This window comes from Rhizobium sp. CC1099, assembly GCF_029714385.1.
Taxonomy (GTDB): domain Bacteria; phylum Pseudomonadota; class Alphaproteobacteria; order Rhizobiales; family Rhizobiaceae; genus Rhizobium.
In genome coordinates this window covers 41,792-61,310 of the sequence record NZ_CP121641.1, presented here as the reverse complement: position 1 = coordinate 61,310, position 19,519 = coordinate 41,792, and the positions used below count along the sequence as shown (strand labels likewise).

General features: G+C 59.5%; 20 protein-coding genes. 11 read left to right on the top strand and 9 right to left on the bottom strand.

Going from position 1 to position 19,519, the window contains the following annotated elements; all coding sequences use genetic code 11:
- Nucleotides 1–30: 30 nt before the first annotated feature.
- Complete coding sequence (locus QA644_RS00295; protein WP_283070516.1) at nucleotides 31–1,527, bottom strand: globin-coupled sensor protein; 1,497 nt, start codon at nucleotides 1,525–1,527, stop codon at nucleotides 31–33.
- A gap of 54 nt (nucleotides 1,528–1,581) precedes the next feature.
- Here QA644_RS00295 and QA644_RS00290 point away from each other — a divergent pair, with 54 nt between their 5' ends.
- The 4 genes from QA644_RS00290 to QA644_RS00275 all read left to right on the top strand — a co-directional run bounded on the left by QA644_RS00290 (nucleotide 1,582) and on the right by QA644_RS00275 (nucleotide 6,472).
- Nucleotides 1,582–1,737 carry a hypothetical protein gene (locus QA644_RS00290; protein ID WP_239595831.1) on the top strand — a complete coding sequence of 52 codons (156 nt, stop codon included), beginning with the start codon at nucleotides 1,582–1,584 and terminating at the stop codon, nucleotides 1,735–1,737.
- Entirely contained in the window at nucleotides 1,734–2,957 is a 1,224-nt protein-coding gene (locus tag QA644_RS00285; protein ID WP_283070514.1) for a DNA recombination protein RmuC, read from the top strand. The genes QA644_RS00290 and QA644_RS00285 overlap by 4 nt, the downstream gene beginning before the upstream one ends.
- A 50-nt stretch (nucleotides 2,958–3,007) precedes the next feature.
- Nucleotides 3,008–3,907 carry a ribokinase gene (locus QA644_RS00280; RefSeq protein ID WP_283070512.1) on the top strand — a complete coding sequence of 300 codons (900 nt, stop codon included), beginning with the start codon at nucleotides 3,008–3,010 and terminating at the stop codon, nucleotides 3,905–3,907.
- A 231-nt stretch (nucleotides 3,908–4,138) separates the two neighbouring features.
- Nucleotides 4,139–6,472: a methyl-accepting chemotaxis protein gene (locus tag QA644_RS00275; RefSeq protein WP_283070510.1), complete on the top strand. Its 2,334-nt coding sequence runs from the start codon at nucleotides 4,139–4,141 to the stop codon at nucleotides 6,470–6,472.
- A 75-nt stretch (nucleotides 6,473–6,547) separates the two neighbouring features.
- Here QA644_RS00275 and ptsN read toward each other — a convergent pair whose 3' ends face one another.
- From ptsN to lptC, 6 genes are all read right to left on the bottom strand, one after another.
- A complete protein-coding gene (ptsN, locus tag QA644_RS00270; RefSeq protein ID WP_283070508.1) occupies nucleotides 6,548–7,012 on the bottom strand; it encodes a PTS IIA-like nitrogen regulatory protein PtsN in 465 nt (154 codons plus the stop codon).
- Nucleotides 7,013–7,082: 70 nt separating this feature from the next.
- Complete coding sequence (gene raiA, locus QA644_RS00265) at nucleotides 7,083–7,655, bottom strand: ribosome-associated translation inhibitor RaiA (protein WP_022713501.1); 573 nt, start codon at nucleotides 7,653–7,655, stop codon at nucleotides 7,083–7,085.
- A gap of 255 nt (nucleotides 7,656–7,910) precedes the next feature.
- Nucleotides 7,911–9,449 (bottom strand): RNA polymerase factor sigma-54, encoded by a 1,539-nt coding sequence (gene rpoN / locus QA644_RS00260; RefSeq protein WP_283070506.1) that lies wholly within the window; start codon nucleotides 9,447–9,449, stop codon nucleotides 7,911–7,913.
- A gap of 156 nt (nucleotides 9,450–9,605) precedes the next feature.
- Nucleotides 9,606–10,394: an LPS export ABC transporter ATP-binding protein gene (gene lptB, locus QA644_RS00255; RefSeq protein ID WP_028739414.1), complete on the bottom strand. Its 789-nt coding sequence runs from the start codon at nucleotides 10,392–10,394 to the stop codon at nucleotides 9,606–9,608.
- Nucleotides 10,395–10,433: 39 nt separating this feature from the next.
- The gene (locus QA644_RS00250) at nucleotides 10,434–11,039 is read right to left on the bottom strand and encodes an LptA/OstA family protein (protein WP_074066445.1); all 606 of its coding nucleotides are present in this window, start codon (nucleotides 11,037–11,039) and stop codon (nucleotides 10,434–10,436) included.
- Between the two features lie 14 nt (nucleotides 11,040–11,053).
- Nucleotides 11,054–11,719, bottom strand: a complete 666-nt coding sequence (lptC, locus tag QA644_RS00245; RefSeq protein ID WP_194728779.1) for an LPS export ABC transporter periplasmic protein LptC — start codon at nucleotides 11,717–11,719, stop codon at nucleotides 11,054–11,056.
- A 219-nt stretch (nucleotides 11,720–11,938) separates the two neighbouring features.
- Here lptC and sppA point away from each other — a divergent pair, with 219 nt between their 5' ends.
- From sppA to QA644_RS00230, 3 genes are all read left to right on the top strand, one after another.
- On the top strand, nucleotides 11,939–12,889 hold the full coding sequence (gene sppA / locus QA644_RS00240) for a signal peptide peptidase SppA (protein WP_239595841.1): 951 nt from the start codon (nucleotides 11,939–11,941) through the stop codon (nucleotides 12,887–12,889).
- Between the two features lie 29 nt (nucleotides 12,890–12,918).
- A complete protein-coding gene (locus QA644_RS00235) occupies nucleotides 12,919–13,218 on the top strand; it encodes an integration host factor subunit beta (protein ID WP_283070503.1) in 300 nt (99 codons plus the stop codon).
- 111 nt (nucleotides 13,219–13,329) lie between these two features.
- Entirely contained in the window at nucleotides 13,330–13,662 is a 333-nt protein-coding gene (locus tag QA644_RS00230) for a LapA family protein (RefSeq protein ID WP_074066443.1), read from the top strand.
- Between the two features lie 7 nt (nucleotides 13,663–13,669).
- Here the strand turns inward: QA644_RS00230 and QA644_RS00225 are convergent, their stop codons facing one another.
- Nucleotides 13,670–14,104 (bottom strand): GNAT family N-acetyltransferase, encoded by a 435-nt coding sequence (locus QA644_RS00225; protein WP_074066442.1) that lies wholly within the window; start codon nucleotides 14,102–14,104, stop codon nucleotides 13,670–13,672.
- A gap of 46 nt (nucleotides 14,105–14,150) precedes the next feature.
- On the bottom strand, nucleotides 14,151–14,603 hold the full coding sequence (locus QA644_RS00220; RefSeq protein WP_194728775.1) for a carbon monoxide dehydrogenase subunit G: 453 nt from the start codon (nucleotides 14,601–14,603) through the stop codon (nucleotides 14,151–14,153).
- A 116-nt stretch (nucleotides 14,604–14,719) separates the two neighbouring features.
- On the opposite strand from QA644_RS00220, the gene QA644_RS00215 reads away from it, so the two are divergent.
- Genes QA644_RS00215 through QA644_RS00200 form a run of 4 tightly spaced genes read left to right on the top strand, consistent with a single transcriptional unit; the run spans nucleotide 14,720 to nucleotide 19,467 of the window.
- The gene (locus QA644_RS00215) at nucleotides 14,720–15,817 is read left to right on the top strand and encodes a class I SAM-dependent methyltransferase (RefSeq protein ID WP_194728774.1); all 1,098 of its coding nucleotides are present in this window, start codon (nucleotides 14,720–14,722) and stop codon (nucleotides 15,815–15,817) included.
- The gene (locus tag QA644_RS00210; protein WP_283070501.1) at nucleotides 15,814–16,674 is read left to right on the top strand and encodes an RNA methyltransferase; all 861 of its coding nucleotides are present in this window, start codon (nucleotides 15,814–15,816) and stop codon (nucleotides 16,672–16,674) included. Before QA644_RS00215 ends, QA644_RS00210 begins: the two co-directional genes overlap by 4 nt.
- Nucleotides 16,671–17,174, top strand: coding sequence for a signal peptidase II (gene lspA, locus QA644_RS00205; RefSeq protein WP_074066438.1), 504 nt, complete (start codon nucleotides 16,671–16,673; stop codon nucleotides 17,172–17,174). The genes QA644_RS00210 and lspA overlap by 4 nt, the downstream gene beginning before the upstream one ends.
- Before the next feature lie 55 nt (nucleotides 17,175–17,229).
- On the top strand, nucleotides 17,230–19,467 hold the full coding sequence (locus QA644_RS00200) for an ATP-binding protein (RefSeq protein ID WP_283070499.1): 2,238 nt from the start codon (nucleotides 17,230–17,232) through the stop codon (nucleotides 19,465–19,467).
- The last annotated feature ends 52 nt before the right edge of the window (nucleotides 19,468–19,519 follow it).

The window sequence follows — 19,519 nt, the reverse complement described above, 5'->3', positions numbered from 1 at the left end:
GCGCAGCCCTGCGGAATTTGCGGCATTCGGTCAGGCCGCGCGGCGGGAGGCCGGCGCCAGACGCTCCTGCGAGCCGATATTGAAGTGCTGCAGCAGCGCCACGAGGTTATCCACCTCCGCGCGCAAGTGACGGCTCTCTGCCGAGGTATGTTCTACCATGCTTGAGTTCTGCTGCGTGATCTTGTCCATGTTGCGGATCGCAATGCTGACTTCGTTTACCCCTGTCGCCTGATCACGCGCTGCCGCTGCGATATCGGCGACGAAGCGGTTGATGATGTCGATACGGCTGATCATATCGCTAAGTGCCTCGCCGGTACTGCTGACGATGCCGACGCCCTCATTCACCTGCATGGAACTTTCCGAGATCAGATTCTTGATCTCCTTGGCTGCATCGGCAGTGCGCTGCGCGAGCTGGCGCACTTCCTGTGCGACGACTGCAAAGCCCTTGCCCGCCTCGCCGGCACGCGCGGCCTCGACGCCGGCGTTAAGTGCCAGAAGGTTCGTCTGGAAGGCGATTTCGTCAATGACGCCGATGATCTTGGCTATCTCGGCGGACGACTTCTCGATACCCGCCATGGCCGACACCGCGCTTGTCACGAGTTCACCTGAACTCTTCGCCTTCTCCTGCGTCTCGCGCACCGCACCGGATGCCTTCTCGGCATTTGCTGCGGTCTGGCCAACGCTGACGGAGAGCTGCTGGAGCGCAGCAGAGCTCTCCTCAATGCCGGCCGCCTGTTGCGCCGTGCGCATCGCCAGATCGTCGGTCGCCTTGGAAATTTCGTCGGTGCCGCTTAAAATTTCGCCGGAACTGCTGCGCACCGATGCGAACGAGGCGCGAAGGGCCGCCGCGGCGCGGTTATAGTCCTCCGCCATGTGGCGGAAATTGCCCGGCAGGTCCGCCGGCAGCGTTGCTTCGAGATCGCCCTTTGAAAGAGCTTCCAATCCGCGACGCAGATGCTCGAGCGCAATCGCCTGATCCGCTTCCGCCTTGGCACGCTCCTCTTCATGCTTGCGCCGCTTCTCTTCCAGCGCATCGAGATAGACAGAAATTGAATAGTCCATGTCGAGCATACTGGCCTTGATGACCGAGGCGAGCTTCTCGGCAAGCGCCTTGCCCTTTTGATGGCCGAAACGTGACGGCCACTGCTTTTCCATGATGCCTTTGACAAGTTCTGCCATGACGATCGCATAACCGCCGATATACCAGCGCGGTTCAAGGCCAATGCGGGCATGCGCCCTGCCGACGGCGGTGACGCCGTTCACGTAGCTCTCGTCGAAATTGCCGCCGGCAAGGTTCGCCCAGTGATCCTCCTGGCGTTTCTTGGCGTGGCCGACATGCGTCTTGTCGGAAAAGAAGCCGGCCACAGCGGGCGTCCTGGCGATCTTGCCATAAAACTTGTCCAGCGCGCCGCCGATCAGTTCGCCGATGACCGGGCGCAGTTCGCGTATCGTCTTTCTCGCCTCGCTGTCGAGTTCGATGAAATCAAGGCGCTGCTTGAGTGCGTTTTCGAATTGCTGAGCGGTCATACTGTATTTCTGTCCTGGCGCATGGTGCGATAGAGGTCTCTTCGGAAACGACAATTGGAAAATATAGTTGAGTATTCGTTAAATTCGGGCGGCGATCTTCAGGAGCTTCGTGCCGCAGTGCGGCGGCACTTTGCCCACGAAATCGCGCTGTGGATTTGTTCACGTTTTGATCTAGCCATCGCCGGCGGGTTTGTTATTGTGCGCGAATGAACAATGTTACCGAATCGCTGACAATTTCGATCGCCGGGCTCAGCCCGACCATCCTCGCGCTTGCCGGTGGCGCTGTCGCTGTCGTTGTCGTGGTGCTCGTGTTCCTGCTGGTCAGGAACAGCAACCTGCGGCGCGAACAGGATGAGGAGGCAGCGATCCGGGCCGCGGAAGCCGATGCCCGGATGGCCGAGCTCCTGAAGATTCAGGCCGAGATGCAGGGACGCATTTCGATCATGGCTGAGGTCTTCGGAACGCGTCAGGCCGAACTCAACCAGGCGATCGGTCAGCGCCTCGACGGCATGTCGCAGCGTGTCAGCACGACGATCAGCGAACAGACGAAATCGACGCATGAGAACCTTCAGCGCCTGCAGGAGCGGCTCGCTGTCATCGATGCAGCTCAGAACAATATCCAGACGCTGGCGAAGGATGTCGTCGGGCTTCAGGCTATCCTCTCCAACAAGCAAACGCGCGGCGCCTTCGGCCAGTCGCGTATGGAGACCATCGTCGCCGACGGTCTGCCGATGGGCGCCTATGCTTTCCAGCAAACGCTTTCCAACGGCTCGCGGCCGGACTGCACCGTGCGCATGCCGAACGGTGCACCGCCGCTCGTCATCGATGCCAAGTTTCCTCTCGAAGCCTGGAATGCCATTCGCGACGCGGGCACGCCGGACGCAACCAAGCTTGCCTCGCAGCAATTCCGCCGCGATATGGAAATCCATGTCCGCGATATATCGGAGAAGTATCTTATCCAGGGTGAGACGCAGGATACGGCTTTTCTCTTCGTTCCTTCGGAATCGATCTTCGCTGAAATTCATGAGAATTTCGAGCCGGTCGTCCACAAAGCGCATCGTTCCCGCATCGTCATTGTTTCGCCTTCGCTGCTGATGCTGTCGATACAGGTCATCCAGGCCGTTTTGAAGGATCAGCGCATGCAGGCGCAGGCGCACGTCATCCAGGGCGAGGTAGCGATCCTGATGGACGATCTCGGGCGGCTCGATGAGCGCGTGCGCAAACTGCAGACGCATTTTTCCCAGGCACAGCGGGATGTTGATCAGATCATCACGTCCACTGACAAACTCTCCAAACGCGGCGCAAAAATCGAAGCGCTGGAATTCGAGGGCGCAGAAGCGCTCAAGGAGGAACCTGAAAGCGGACCTCCGGCGAAGTCGGTCGAAAGCCGCACTGGCCTTCTCAAACTCAGGGTGGTTGACGAAGAGTGAGCCCATCGGGCAGTGTCCGTCGCCATAAGAAGCATGACAGGACACCCTTTATGATCACAGTTTTCGGCTCCATCAACATGGACCTCATCGCCACGACCGATCGCCTGCCAAAGCCTGGCGAAACGGTGGCCGGCAACGGTTTTGCAACGGCGGCGGGCGGCAAGGGAGCCAACCAGGCATTAGCCGCGCGACGCGCCGGCTGCGTGGTCCATATGGTGGGCGCAGTCGGCAAGGATGAATTCGCTGCACCGGCGCTGACGCTTCTCGATCAGGCGGGCATCCACCTTGCAGGCGTCAAGCATGTCGATGGACCCACCGGTACGGCGCTGATCCTTGTTGGTGGAGACGGCGAGAACATGATCGCCGTCGTGCCGGGCGCAAACGGGACCATCGCGGCCGAGGATGCCGATGCGGCGATCGGCGCCATGAGCAAGGGCGATACCCTGATGCTGCAGTTCGAGGTGCCCGCCCCGGCAGTCGAGCGTGCGCTGACCGCAGCCAAGGTCAAGGGCGTCACGACCGTCCTCAACCTCGCCCCGCTCATTGCGGACGCCCCGCGGCTTGGACGTCTCGCCGATATCGTCATTGCCAACGAGACGGAGTTCGAGCTGCTTGCTGGCCAGGACAACATGAACCCGGCTGATCGCGAAACGGCGTTGAGACGCCTGCACGGAGAGACTGGGCAGACGTTGATCGTGACGCTCGGCGCCGACGGTGTGATCGCAATCCGGGATGGCGTCATTACACGAGCGAAAGGACTGAAGATCGAGCCGGTGGATACCGTCGGGGCGGGCGATACATTCTGCGGCTACTTTGCCGCAAGCCTCGATGAAAGCCTCGATTTCGAGGCTTCGCTGCGCCGGGCCGCCGTCGCCGGCTCGCTTGCCTGCCTCAAGGCCGGAGCACAGCCATCCATTCCCTTGTCCGCCGAAGTCGCAAACAAGATATAGTCTTGTCTATTTTGACCGGACACTCGAAGAAATATGAATCAACTCAATATATTAGCGGAATGAATCGGTATAGTTTCATTCAAATTTAAGAGATTTCCGGCGATCTTTCTTTTGATCGCCGGGCTTTTCTTAAAAGGCCCCGGCAACGTCACGGCTGCTCCATGACGGCGCGGCATTTCCTCCCCGTGCCGGAGAATGCGACTCCGGTGCGTCGCCCCTGCCGAGGAACCCATGTCCATCTTCCGCATGAAGTCGCTTGCCGCAAAGCTCATCCTCATTACAGGCGCGGCCATCGCGCTTGTCCTACTGGTTTCCAACTTCTTCCTGATTGGCCAGACCCGCGATCGCGTTCATGCGTTGACGATGGACCAAGCCAACCTCGAAGCGAAATCAATCGCCAACGAGATCGCCGCGAATGTCGGCGAGCTGGCGAGTGCCGCGCGCTCGATGTCGGGCGTCCTCGGCCGCGGTCACGAAGGCAAGACCTTCGACCGCAAGGGCATCATTAACATCCTGAAGGCCAACCTCGAGCAGAATGCCTTTGCCTTTGGAAGCTGGTTCTGCGAACAGCTCGGCGCCTTTGACGGCAAAACAGCCGAGATCGCCGACAAACTCGATGAGGGCACGAACAAGAACGGCGCATTTACGCCCTACTGGTCGAAGACGAGGGATGGCGCCATCCAGTTTTCGACCTTCGACAACGACTATACCGCCGAATGGTGGAAACTTGCCGCCGACACCGGCAAGGGCGCCATCACCTCACCCTATCTTGCCGAAGGCACCGACGTTCCGACGTTGCTGACTTCCATCGCCTATCCGGTCATGTCCGGCGGCAAGATGATTGGTGTCGAAGGCGTCGACATCTCGCTCAAGTCCCTCACCGACAAACTGCAGGCATTGCAACCCTTCGGTTCGGGCCGTGTCACTCTCGTTGCGCAAAACGGCAACTGGATCGTGGCGCCGACGAAAGAACTGATGTCGAAACCCTACGGCAACGGCGAAGCCGCGGCCGAAGTTAAGACAGCGCTAGCCTCGATGACCCCGAGTGTGGTTCGCAACCTCAACTTTGATGGCCATGAACCGTTCGATCGCATCGTTTATCCGTTTGCCGTACCGGATCTTCATGCCACCTGGGTCGTACTCGTCGATGTTCCCCACAGCGCCATCAATGCACCGGTGCGAGATCAAACCTTCATGATGATCGCCGGTGGCATTGTTGTCCTTGGTGCCGTCATGCTGGCTCTCTATTTTGCCGTCCGCTCCTTGGTGCAAAAGCCTCTCGGCTTGCTCGTTGCAAGTGTCAAGGCACTCAGCGACGGCAAGTACGAAGAGCCGGTCACCGGCCAGGAGCGCGCAGACGAGATCGGTTCCGTCGCCAAGGCCCTCGAAGGATTCCGGTTTACGCTTGCCGATACGCAACGGCTCGAGGCAGAGGCCGACAATCAGCGCAGTGCCGCTGAAGCCGAACGCAGCCGCTCGGAAAGCGAGCGGCAGGAGTCTGTCGCGCTGCAACGCCAGATCGTTTCCATCGTCGGTGCCGGGCTCTCAGAACTATCGCAGGGCAACCTCGGTCATCGCCTCACGGAGGAGTTCCCCGGCGAATACGCCAAGCTGAAGCAGGATTTCAACGCTGCGCTTGCCAGCCTTGAAGAGACGATCAACACGATGAACCTCAGCGTCGTGAACATTGGCTCCGGCACCAGCGAAATCAGCAACAGCGCCTCGGACCTTGCCAAGCGCACGGAACAGCAGGCGGCAAGCCTGGAAGAAACCGCCGCCGCGCTAAACGAGCTGACCGCTCAGGTCAATTCAAGTGCCGAGAATGCCCGCACGGCTGCAGAAAACGTCAATCTCGCCTGTGAAGATGCGGAAAAATCCGGCGAGGTCGTACAGAAAGCAATCGCCTCCATGCACGGCATCGAACAGTCATCGACGGAAGTCTCGCGCATCATCGGCGTCATCGACGAAATCGCTTTCCAGACGAACTTGCTGGCACTCAATGCCGGCGTCGAGGCAGCGCGCGCTGGTGAAGCGGGCAAGGGCTTCGCTGTCGTTGCTCAGGAAGTCCGTGAGCTGGCTCAACGCTCTGCAACTGCAGCCAAGGAGATCAAGACGCTCATCAACACCTCGGCCATCCAGGTCAAGGAAGGCGTCGATCTCGTCGGCCGCGCTGGCGGTACGCTGCATAAGATCGCCGAGCAGGTGATGGGCATCAACGGTCTCATCCGCCAGATCTCGGCCTCCGCGAGCGAACAGGCGATCGGCCTCAAGGAAATTAACCAGGCCATGAACCAGATGGACCAGGTGACCCAACAGAATGCGGCAATGGTGGAAGAGGCGACAGCAGCCAGTGTTGCGCTGAACGACGAGGCGCAGACGCTGAAAGCCCTCGTCCTTCGCTTCCGTGTGTCCGCTCAGGGCAACGCCACGGCGCTGCGCTCGACGGCGCAGCAGATGCGCACCCCGACGCCGGCCTACCGTCCCCCGGCTCCCGCCTCGCGCCGCCCTGCGCCACAGTCGCACAGTTCGGCCGCCGTTGTTCAGGACAACTGGGAAGAGTTTTGAGGCACACGTCTTCACACATGAAAAGAGGCGTCCGACAACCGGGCGCCTCTTTCATTTTAGATGATCGTCTACCGCTCAGGCAGCGTTCGATGCTTGCTCTTCATTGAGGAAAGCGTAGATCGCCGATGCGGAATCTGTGGCACGCAGCTTCGCGACGAGATCGTGATCGCGAAGCACGCGCGCAATGCGCGACAACGCCTTCAGATGGTCGGCACCCGCCCCTTCCGGAGCGAGAAGCAGAAACACCAGGTCGACCGGCTGGTCGTCCAGCGCTTCGAAATCGACCGGACTTTCCAGCCGTGCGAAGACGCCGACAATCGAGCGGACGCTTGCGAGCTTGCCGTGCGGAATGGCGATGCCATTGCCGACGCCCGTCGAGCCGAGACGCTCGCGCTGCAGAACGACGTCGAAAATTTCCCGCTCGGAAAGGCCGGTGATCTTGGAGGCCCTTGCCGCCAACTCCTGAAGCAACTGTTTCTTCGAATTTACCTTTAGGGCGGGAATGATCGCATCTTGGTGCAGCAGATCTGCCAATGCCATTTCTTTTTCCTTCTGTCGCCGAAACCGGATGATTGGGAGAGCGGCGTGGCTACCGCTCATCGCCCGGATGTCAGCTCTTGATATTGGCGGCGTCGATCCAGCCAATATTACCGTCATGCCTGCGGTAAACGATGTTCAAATGTTCCTTGCCCGGGCTGCGGAACAAAAGCAGTGGCTCATCCGTCATATCGAGCGCCATGACGGCGGTCGCAACGGACATGGTCTTCAACTGCTTCGTGCTCTCGGCAACAATTACCGGGGCGAAATCGTCGGGGACCTCGTCTTCATGATCCGGGACAGCGTCCATGACCGTATAGGCGACTTCCGTACCGTTCAGATGGTTTCCGGCATGATGATCCTTGAGCTTGCGCTTGTAGCGGCGGAGACGCTTTTCGATGCGCTCCGAAGCGGCATCGAATGCAAGCTGCGGATCCATCGCTTCGCCTGCCGCATGCAGCACCACCCCGCTATCAAGATGGAGCTTGCAATCCGCAGAGAACCGCGAACTCGATTTCTCCACAATCACCTGGCCGGAATATCCCCCGTCGAAGTATTTCGTGATGGCCATGTCCATTTGGTCCTCGATCCTTTGACGGAACGAGTCCCCAATTTCCATATGTTTACCGGATACACGCACACTCATGGAGTTTCCCTTCTTATAGTGGTTTGCGGTACCAGTTTACGCCAAGGCCAGACCTCATCCAAGCACTTCACGCAAACTCAAGCAATATCGGCTTAAGTCGTGTGCTTCAATCGCCCTGAGGATGATGGGGATAAGTCCAAACGCTGTTTGCAGCGCCAACTGCGGCGGGCTTCTAGCGGCAGACTGCCGAAATGTCAACGGGTGTGCCGCCGCGCTGATTGGGATATGCAGGCAAGGGTTGATTTAGCTCGACTTTCAAAAGCCCGCAACCTTCGCCAATGCCCGCTTTTCCCGCCGCCGCTGAACGGAGGACGCGATATTCATCGCCTCGCGGTATTTTGCAACCGTACGGCGAGCCAGATCAATGCCATCCTTCTTCAGCATGTCGACAATATCATCGTCGGAGAGGACCGCATCCGTGCTTTCCTGCATGATCAGGGAGCGTATCCTGTGGCGAACGGCCTCAGCCGAATGACTATCGCCGCCCTCCACCGCACTGATCGACACCGTGAAGAAATATTTGAGTTCGAAGAGGCCGCGCGGCGTCAGAATGTACTTATTCGAGGTGACGCGGCTGACGGTCGACTCATGCATCTTGATGGCATCGGCAACTGTCTTCAGATTCAGCGGGCGCAGGTGATCGACGCCATGCATCAGGAAGGCATCCTGCTGGCGGACAATCTCGCTTGCGACCTTCATGATCGTCTTCGCACGCTGATCGAGGCTGCGGGTGAGCCAGTTGGCGCTCTGAAGGCATTCGGACAGAAACGTGTAGTCACCGCCGTTCTTTGAGACATGGGCGAAATAGGACTGATTGACGAGCACGCGCGGGAGCGTGTCAGGGTTCAACTCCACCAGCCAGCTCCCATCTGATGACGAACGTACGACGACATCCGGCATGATCGCTTCGGAAACGCTGGTTTCAAAGCCGCTGCCGGGTTTCGGGTTCAGCTGGCGAATCTCTGCGAGCATATCAAGCAGGTCTTCCTCGTCCACGCCGCAAAGCCGCTTGAGCGTCGCGAAGTCGCGCCGTGCCAGCAATTCGAGGTTGGAGACGAGGGCCTGCATGGCGGGATCGAAGCGGTCCTTCTGCTTCAGCTGGATCGACAGGCATTCGGCCAGGCTGCGAGCAAAGACACCGGGCGGATCAAGGGTCTGCAACTCGGCAAGAACACGTTCGGCGGCCGCAGGATCGCTACCCAGTCTTTCGCCGATGTCGGCAGGGTCGCTTTGCAGGTAACCCGCCTCGTCGAGCTGGTCGATCAACTGCTGCGCGATCAGACGGTCTCCCGCATCCGGCAGGATGAATGGAATCTGCTGCGCAAGGTGATCCCTGAGCGAGACCTGGCCTGCAACAAAATCGTCGAGATCGTAATTTTCTCCGTCGCCGCCCCCCGGCATCGACTTCCACTGGCTGATCAGCTCCGGCGCATCGGCCCGCGGCGGGACCCCGTCATCCTGGAAGACATTTGCATAATTGACGTCCAGCTCTTCGCTCAGCCGGCTGGCGCTGCCGTCATTGCCGTTGTCATAGCAGTCCCCGGAAAGCGCCTCGGTGCGGTCATCATCATCGTCGGCCTGACGGCCGTGCGGCTCATCCTGTGCATCGTTATCACTGCCCGTTTCCGCGTCATCTGACGGAAATTCGAGCAATGGGTTCTTCTCGACTTCCTGCGCAATAAACTGGACAAGCTCGAAATGCGTCATCTGCAGCAACTGGATGGATTGCATCAGTTGCGGCGTCATCACCAGGGACTGGTTCTGTCGCAGGAAAAGATTGGCAGACAGGGCCATAGCGGACGCGAAACTCCCGTTCAATTCCTCCGGGAAACCGCGATCGAGCAGAGTTCGGGCCGCGGAAATCCAACTTGGCCCAAAAATTGCTTTTTTATTCTATTTGGTCAAGCGCAAGTATGACAGGAAGGTGAATTTCCGTCGCCTTCGATCCTATCAAAGGCTGAATTTATCGCCAAGATAAAGCCGGCGCACTTCCGGATTGTTGACGATGTCGTTCGCGCGCCCATGCGTCAGCACTTCGCCGGCATGGATGATATAGGCCCGATCGATGAGGCCGAGCGTCTCGCGCACATTGTGATCGGTGATCAAAACGCCGATGCCGCGCGCCGTCAGATGGTGGACGAGGTTCTGGATGTCAGCCACCGAAATGGGATCGACGCCTGCAAAAGGCTCGTCAAGCAGCATGAAGGTCGGATCGGTTGCGAGCGCGCGAGCGATTTCCAGACGCCGGCGCTCACCGCCCGACAATGCGACCGCCGCCGATTTTCGCAGCTTGGAGATATGGAATTCCTCCAGAAGCTCATCGAGCTTCTTTTCCCGCTCGGCCTTATCCTTCTCGTGCACTTCGAGCACGGCGCGGATATTCTCTTCGACCGTCAGGCCGCGGAAGATCGAGGCCTCCTGCGGCAGGTAGCCGACGCCCAGGCGCGACCGGCGATACATCGGCATCGTCGTCACGTCATTGCCGTCGATCTCGATTGTGCCTTCGTCCACCGGCACGAGGCCGGTGATCATGTAAAAACAGGTCGTCTTGCCGGCACCGTTTGGCCCCAGAAGGCCGACAGCTTCGCCGCGCCTGACGACCAGCGACACGCCGTTGACGACACGCCGCGTGCTATAGGTCTTCGTCAGACCGCGTGCAATCAGCGTGCCGTGGTAACGGCTTTTGTCTCCGCCGGCGGCAGAGTCCGCGGCAGATTGCGGCCCGGCCCGGCCGAACATGGTTGAAAGCGAGAATAATTTCACGTCGGGCGGCCGGTCTCAGTTCTTTTTCTGGGATTTCGGATCAAGCTGAATCTGGACGCGCCCCCCGCAGCTATCCAGTTGCGCCTGTCCGGTCTGCATATGAACCGTGAGCTGGCAGCCGGTGAAGACGTTCGGCCCATCCGACAGCACAACCTTTTCACCCTTCAGGACGAAGAGCTGTTGGGCCATGTCGAAGGAGCCGTTGTCGGCGGTCGCCGTCTGCGTGCCGGAACTCAGGAAAACCTTATCGGTAACGATGATACGGTCGATGTCGGCATTGCCCGATGAGATGGACGCCGCTCCGGCGTCGGCCTTTGCGCCGTTTGGTTGGGCGTCGCCGCCCTGTGCCTTGTAAAAGACCGTCATATGACCGGCCTGCAGGGTCGTCTTCCCCTGAACGACCTTCACATTGCCGGTGAAGTCGGCCTTGTGCTCCTGATCGTGAATCTCGAGCTTGTCGCTTTCGATCTGGATCGGTTGATTGCTGTCGAGCTTCAGGCCATCCATCTGGCTGGTCGTCGCCTGTGCAAAGGCCGCCCCTGCCATCAGTAGAAGCCCCAGGGCGCTGCCGCCAAGTGTTACGCCAGACTTACGAAGTGAAAAGTGACAATCTATTGTCATGAGTGACCCGGCTGTTAGGTGCCCTGTTTACGGATGACGGATGGATCGACATTCATGCGAACATTCCCCTCGAATGTGATCACGCGCCCCTTATCGGTCATCTTGAGCGACTGCGCAACAATCGAAGCGCCGTCTTTTTGAATCTCGATAGGATCATCTGTCGTCATCTTGCCGCCCTTGATATCGAGCTTGGCAGATTGAAATTTCGCCGTCAGACCGTTGCTCAGCAAAATCGTGAATGGGTCCCTCAGCGCAAGGTTGTCCGTGGATCGGTCATAGTCGGCCGTGGCAGCCTCGACGCGGGCGATCAGATCATCGTTGACCGGCACCGCAGCCTTGATCGTTTCGAGCGTGATAAGGTTCGGATTCTTGATGTCTTGCAGCGCGCGCTCGGCAAGCATCGAATAGTTGATTCCGTCGGCATTGCGCCCGGCGATCGCCGGCTTTTCCATGACGATCTTGCCGTTTTCGATCTTAGCGCCCTCGATCTTGAGATTCTCGGGCAGGTATGCCCGGACCATCGAGACTGCAATGAAGGCAAGCGAAATGATGACGGCAGCGACAGGCAGCAATATCTTCAGGCGGCGGACACGTGCAGAATGGAAGAGGGCAGCCGCATAGGCGCTCCTTACAGGCCTGGCAAAGGCAGGCTTCCCGCTGCTGTTCAATGTGTTGAGCATTAACATGTCCGTGTCAGTTGATCGGCAACCCTATATAGGGACTACATCCACCGATCACAGATCGTTTCGCATTATTACACTAGCTTGCCAATATGGATTTTTTTCTGCAACTAGCAAGCAAGGCATGAAAACGAGGTAAATCGACATTTCCGAAGAAGGAATGCCGCCTTATCTGATGCCATGTTGAATGAAGCCGGCGCGCCGGCTCTGGAGGACCTTATGGACAGTTCGACGATCGCGGATCGCCGCAGGCTTCGCCGCAAACTCGGCTTCTGGCGTATTGCGGCGGTGGTGCTCTTGGTCGCGCTCGGCTTTGCTCTCTACCAATTCGTCGCAGGCGACATCGCCACGCAGCGGCCGCACATCGCCCATGTGACGATTTCCGGCCTCATAACCGACGACGACGAGTTGCTCGAGAGGCTGAAGAAGATCGAAGAAAACAACCGCGTCAAAGGCGTCATCGTCTCCATTTCTTCGCCGGGCGGCACGACCTATGGCGGCGAAAAAATATTCAAAGCGATCCGGGCGATTGCGGCGAAGAAGCCGGTCGTCTCCGATATCCGAACGCTTGCCGCTTCCGCGGGCTATATGATCGCTGCCGCTGGCGATACGATCATTGCCGGAGAAAGTTCGCTCACCGGTTCGATCGGCGTGATCTTTCAGTATCCGCAGATCCAACCGCTGCTCGACAAGCTCGGCGTCTCGCTGCAAGAGATCAAGTCGTCGCCGCTGAAGGCAGAGCCATCGCCTTTCCATGCTGCCAGTGAAGAAGCGAAAACCATGATCAACAATATGGTCATGGACAGCTACGCCTGGTTCGTCGACTTGGTTGTCGACCGCCGCAAGCTGCCGCGCGACGAGGTGCTGAAGCTCGCCGACGGCACTATTTTCACCGGCCGGCAAGCGGCGAAGGTCAAGCTCATCGACCGGGTCGGCGGCGACACGGAAATCCGGGATTATCTCGCTGGGAGGGACGTCGGCAAGGATCTTCCGGTCGTGGATTGGGACAAGAAGAGCAATACGCCGTTTCTGCTCGCAGGGGCTGTTTCGAAGCTCGCAGTTCTGTTTGGCTATGGCGATCTCGTGAAGAGCCAGAACATCGAGGGCATTCTGCCACAAAAGTTGCTCCTTGACGGGCTCGTTTCAGTTTGGCAGGTTGGCCGCGATTGATAAGAAATCAATAATTTAAGGGGGCGACCGTGATCAAGTCGGAATTGGTGCAGATCGTTGCCGCGCGCAACCCGCATCTTTATCACCGGGATGTCGAGAATATCGTCAACGCGGTTCTCGACGAGATCACCGATGCGCTCGCAGCGGGCAACCGCGTCGAGCTTCGCGGCTTCGGTGCATTTTCCGTCAAGAACCGCCCTTCGCGCTCCGGCCGCAATCCGCGCACCGGCGACGCCGTCTTCGTCGAGGAGAAGTGGGTGCCCTTCTTCAAGACCGGCAAGGAGTTGCGCGAACGGCTGAACCCCGGCCAGGCCGACCACGACGATTGAACTTCATCCGGACTGCGTCGAAATCGCGCTTGAACCTCGCGCGCACCTTTCTATTCTGCTGAGCAGTCATGCGCCGTATCGAAGCGGCGCAACCACGCGCGGAGGCCACGGATGGCGAAGAAGATCATCAACCTTTTGATTTTGTTGCCGCTCGGCATCATTCTCATCACCTTCTGCGTTGCCAACCGGCAGAGCGTGTCGCTGGCATTCAACCCCTTCCGGCCCGAAGATCAGGTTCTCGCGGTTTCTGCGCCGTTCTTCGTTTTCATCTTCATCGCGCTGATTATCGGCATGCTGATCGGATCGGCCGCCACATGGCTCACGCAGGGCAAACACCGCAAGCGCGCGAAAATCGAGGCGAAGGAGGCCGTTCGCTGGCACAGCGAGGCGGACCGGCACAAGACCCGCGCCGAAGAGATCGCCGGTCAATTGCCTTCCCGCTGATCGAACGTCAGGCAGGAATAAAGCTCAGTTCCTCGTAGTCGCCTTCAGCCGAAGTGCCGCTACCGGTGACCACGAAACCGCGGCCGGCATAGAATGTCTTGGCGTTTCTGTTGTTGATCAGGCACTTCAACCGGTATCTGCGGCGCGGCCACTCCGGCAGAGCCTTCAGCAGCGCGGTACCGACACCCCTGCCCTGCCATTCCTTGCGGATGTAGAGCATGTGGATGAAATCATCCGCGGCCCACAGCGTCATGAAGCCGGCGATCTCGCCATCAGGTGCTTCGGCAACCCAGACAATTTCACCCTGCGAATGGGCGAGAAAATCCTCATGGCTGAACTTGCCGGGATCGACCCAGGTGAAGGTCTGCCTGCGCTCGTTGAGATAGATGTCGCCGAGCTGCCCATTGTCCGAAGGGCGGGAATTTCTGACTATGTAATTCATGGATGCGAATTAGAAGAGGCCAAAGACTGTGCCACGCCAATAGCGACTATTCCGCGGCCTTTTCGCTAACGACAGCATTGAAATCTGCAAAGAATTGCTGCGCAAGCTTTTGCGACGTCGAATTCACCAGCCGCGCTCCAAGCTGGGCAAGCTTGCCGCCGACCTGCGCTTTTGCCGCATATTGCAGCACTGTCTCTGCACCTTCCGTCCTCAAGGTGACGTCGGCCCCGCCCTTGGCAAAGCCTGCAACGCCGCCCTTGCCCTCACCCGAAATCGTATAGCTCTCCGGCGCGTTGACATTTGTCAGGGTCACCTCACCGTTGAAGGTCGCCGAGACCGGTCCGATCTTGACCTTGACGACCGCCGTAAGCTCGGTTGGCGATCTCATCTCGAGGCTTTGACAGCCGGGGATGCATCGCTTCAAGACCTCTGGATCGTTCAAGGCTACCCACACCGCATCGCGCGACGCATTGATGCGTTCCTCGCCGGTCATGTCCATATCGAAATCCTCCCGTTTCAATTCTCTAAACTTATCACAGCGGGAAAGCACTTTGCCAAGGTGACTGGGGATGCTATTTGCACGGGCTCTATCAAACTTGAGACGCGGAAATCACGTTGAGACAGAAAGAGCGCCGGCCGGGCCATAAGGCGCAATCTGCCGGCTCCCCCGGCAATCGCCGCAATGACGAACGCTCGAGCCACCCGCCAAAAGCGGTCAAACCTGTGGCCGCGCGGGAGACCGTGCGAGAGGCGACCGCGCCTGCTGCAAGCGAGCGGCCGCTAAAGGAGCGCATGGGCGACCGTCCTCATGAGCGCGTTCCTGTCATTCTGGAATCCCTCGGCGCAGGCGACTTTCACCTCATCGACAGCGGCACCGGCCTGAAGCTCGAGCAATATGGCCCCTATCGCATCGTCCGCCCCGAGGGTCAGGCGCTCTGGCAGCCGTCGCTGGCATCTCATGTCTGGGAAAAGGTCGATGCGATCTTTACCGGCGATACGGACGAGGAAGGCACCGGCCGCTGGCGCTTTCCGAAGGAGGCGCTCGGCGAGACCTGGCCGCTGCATCTTCTCGGCGTCGATTTTTATGGGCGCTTTACCTCCTTCCGCCATGTCGGCGTGTTTCCGGAACAGATCGTCCACTGGAGCTGGATGAAAGAGCAGGTCGAGGCTGCCGGCCGTCCGCTGAAGGTCCTAAATCTTTTCGGCTATACAGGTGTCGCGTCGTTGGTCGCGGCGGCGGCCGGTGCGGAAGTTACCCATGTCGACGCCTCCAAGAAGGCAATCGGCTGGGCGCGTGAAAATCAGGCGCTCGGCCGCTTGGAGAAACTGCCGATCCGCTGGATCTGCGAAGACGCGATGAAGTTCATCCTCCGTGAGGAGCGCCGCGGCAGTACCTATGACATCATCCTTACCGATCCGCCGAAATTCGGCCGTGGCCCGAACGGCGAAGTCTGGCATCTCTTCGAACACCTGCCATTGATGCTCGATGTCTGCCGCGAGATCCTGTCGCCTCAGGCGCTTGGCCTGGTGCTGACCGCCTATTCGATCCGTGCAAGCTTCTATTCGATCCACGAATTGATGCGCGAGACGATGCGCGGCGCAGGCGGCGTGGTCGAATCCGGCGAGCTCGTGATCCGCGAGGCGGGCCTTGACGGCAAGACGCGGGGCCGCGCGCTGTCGACCTCCCTCTTCTCCCGCTGGGTGCCGAAATGAGCCATGAACATCGGGGCCATGGCCCCCACAAGGTCGGACATGTGAAAGAGGTGACGTCGCTCGCCAATCCGATCATCAAGGACATCAAGGCGCTGACCAACAAGAAGTCGCGCGAAGAGAGCGGCACCTTCATGGCCGAGGGCCTAAAGCTGGTCATCGACGCGATCGAGCTCGGCTGGGCGATCCGCACGCTGGTTTATGCCAAGGCGGCCAAGGGCAAGCCGCTGGTCGAGCAGATGGCGGCGAAAACCGTAGCCTCCGGCGGCCTCGTCCTCGAAGTCAGCGAAAAGATCATTTCCTCGATCACGCGGCGTGACAATCCGCAGATGGTGGTCGGCATTTTCGAGAGCCGCTGGAAGCTGCTGAAGGACATCCGTCCGAAGGACGGCGAGACCTGGATCGCGCTTGATCGGGTACGCGATCCCGGCAATCTCGGCACAATCATCCGCACGGCGGATGCCGCAGGCGCCTCCGGCGTCATCCTCGTCGGGGAAACGACCGACCCCTTCTCCCTTGAAACAGTGCGCGCCACGATGGGCTCCGTGTTCGCCGTGCCCGTTGCGAAGGCAACGCCGGAAGAATTCGTCGGCTGGAAGAAATCTGCCGGCGTGGCCGTCGTCGCCACGCACCTTGCAGGTTCGGTCGATTACCGCACGATCGATTACAAGAAGAGGCCGGTCGTTCTCCTCATGGGCAACGAGCAGTCCGGCCTGCCGGACCAGTTGGCTAAGGAAGCCGACGCACTTGCACGCATCCCGCAGCAGGGTCGTGCAGACTCCCTCAATCTCGCCGTTGCAAGTGCCGTGATGCTTTTCGAAGCGCGGCGCCATCTCCTTTCGCTTTCCGAGGGCAAATGACCGAAAAGACGCTTGACCGTCCGGCGCTCCTGTCGCGCCCGCTGCCGATCCTGATCTTCATTCTCGTCGCGGTCGCTATCGACCAGATCGTCAAGATCGCAGTCGATCGCTATCTGCCATTGCAGGAAGCCGTGCCGATGATCCCGATGGTGGCGCTCTACCGCACTTACAATCTCGGCGTCGCCTTTTCGATGCTGTCGGGCATGGACGGCTGGTTCATCGTCGGCATGCGGATCGTCATCGTGGCCTTCGTCATCTGGCTCTGGCATCGCACCTCGAAGGACCGCTGGATTGCGCATAGCGGATTTGCGCTGATCATTGCCGGTGCGCTCGGCAATCTGATCGACCGTTTCCTCTACGGCCACGTCATCGACTACATTCTCTTCCACACCGAAAGCTGGTCCTTCGCCGTCTTCAATCTTGCCGACAGCTTCATCACGGTGGGCGCCGGTTGCGTCATTCTCGATGAGCTTTTGCAGCCGAAAAAGACGGAAAGCTAAAATCTTAGGCTTTTCCTGAAGGCATTCGGAACGGCGAATATGCTAGCCAGCAATTATGCACAGTCTGGCTCAATTGCAGGAACGTCTCGCCGCCGCATTCGGCGCGGCCGCCAAGCCGCATGAACTGCGGCCGGCGGACGAGGTCGTGCCTCTGGCGCCGGCAGCTCCAAAGCAAAAGCATCCGCTGCGCACCCTGCTCTTTTACTGGCTCGGCGGCCTTGGCCTTTTTGCTGCGATCGCACTCCTTGCACTCGGGCAAGCGGGCGGACCTTTGCTACTTTCCGCCGGCCTTGCAATCCTTGCCGCAGCACTTCTCGGTCATGTATTGCTGATGAAGCTGCGCCAGCGGACCGGCAACCAGCCGCATGCATGCGATGCTGCCGAACTTTTCGCCAATGTTCATGACGCCCTCGGCGACATAACCGTTACCCGTACCATTGACCGGCGGATCATCGGCGCCAATGCCACTTTTCGCCGCCTGACGGGCCGTCTGAAGCCTGAGGGACAGACTTGCGAACAACTCGGCATCGCCTTCCGCCCTGGCGCCGAGCCATATCGCTTCGATGTCGAGATCTCGACGCCGGAAGGCCAGCGCATCTTCGCCTGGCATGACGTCGTCACCCGCGATCCGTCGAATGGCCGTCTGCTGCTCCAGAGCGTCGCCCGTGACGTGACCGCCGAGCGCCTTTCAGCCCAGGCGCGCGAGGAGGCACGCCAAAAGGCCGAGTACAACAGTGCGGCGAAATCCCGCTTGCTTGCGACCGTCAGCCATGAAATCCGAACGCCACTATCCGGCATTCTCGGGATGACTCATCTGCTGAGCCAGGCGCAGATGACCCAGGAGCAGCAGAACTATATCGACGGCATCCGCCAGTCAGGCCATGCGCTCGCCCAACTCGTCGAAGACCTCCTCGATTTCTCCACAATCGAAGTCGGCCGCTTCCAGCTTCGTCCGCGCACCGAATCGCTGCGCCAGCTGCTGGAAAGCGTCGTCGAAATGCTGGCACACCGTGCCCACGAAAAGGGCATCGAGATCGGTGCGACGGTCTCTTCCGACGTGCCGGAATTCATGAGTTTCGATCCGGCGCGGCTGCGTCAGGTGCTTTTCAACGTCATCGGCAATGCGGTGAAGTTCACCCAGGTGGGCGGCGTCTTCATCCGCGTATCCTTGCGCGACGACGATCTCATGATAACGGTGACGGACACCGGCCCAGGGATGACAGCGGAGGAGCATGCGCGAATCTTCGGCGAATTCGAGCAGGGAGGAACCATGACGGAAAAGAGCGGCGGCACCGGGCTCGGGCTCACCATCTCCGCCCGCATCATGCGCGAATTCGGCGGTTCTCTGACGGTCGCCGGCGAAAAGGGCAGGGGCAGCGAATTCACGATCCGCTTTCCTGCAAACATTCCGCTAGAGGCTCGCGGCAGCCGCAAATCGCTGCTTTGCGGCAATATCGTCGTGCTTCTTGCCCCGGCCGGTGCAGCCCGCGCCGCAATCGCCGAGACCATCGTCGCTCTCGGCGGCGATTGCCATCTGGTCGCCGACGGCGAAAAAGCCCGGGAGACGCTTCTCTACATTGCCGGCAGCGACCATCGCCCGACGGATATCATCGTCGATCATCGCATGTCCGCGGAGTTTACAGAGCATCTTGCCGACCGCGTCGAAATTGCCGCGCTTGGCCTGCGCAAGACCCTTCTCGTCAATCCGGAAGAGCGTAACGCCCATCCGCTTGATCTCTTCGATGCCTGGCTTATTCGGCCTCTTCGCGAACAGTCGCTGATCGACGTGCTTCGCGGACGCATGCGCGGCATGGAAAAGCGCGATGCGCTGAACGACAACCAGCCCGGCTTTACCGCCGCCATTCCCGAAGCGAATATGCCAGGCGGGATGAATATCCTTCTCGGAGAAGACGACCCGATCAATGCGATGCTTGTCCGCGCTGTGCTGGAGAAGGGCGGACATAAGGTTCACCATGTCGAAGACTTCGAGACGTTGCTGGATTGCGCACTTGCCGAAGGCAGCATGCGCCCCGACATCATCATCAGCGATCTCACGATGCCGGGCGGCGAAGGTGTTGAAATGATTGGCCGGCTGCGCGGTCACGAACGGCGGCTGCAGGTCGTTGCGGTGCCGGTCATCGTGCTGACTGCCGACAAACGCGACGAGTCGCGCCGCCAGGTCCTGCTTGCCGGTGCAAACCGCGTGATGCTGAAACCTGTCGACCCAATCCGGCTACTGACGGAAGTCCATGCCGTCGCAGCACTTTCCGCCCGCCGAGCCGAAGCGCTCTGAGCAGAGTGACATAAGCGTCGTTTTTCCGTAAAGTCCATGTCACTTTCCTGTC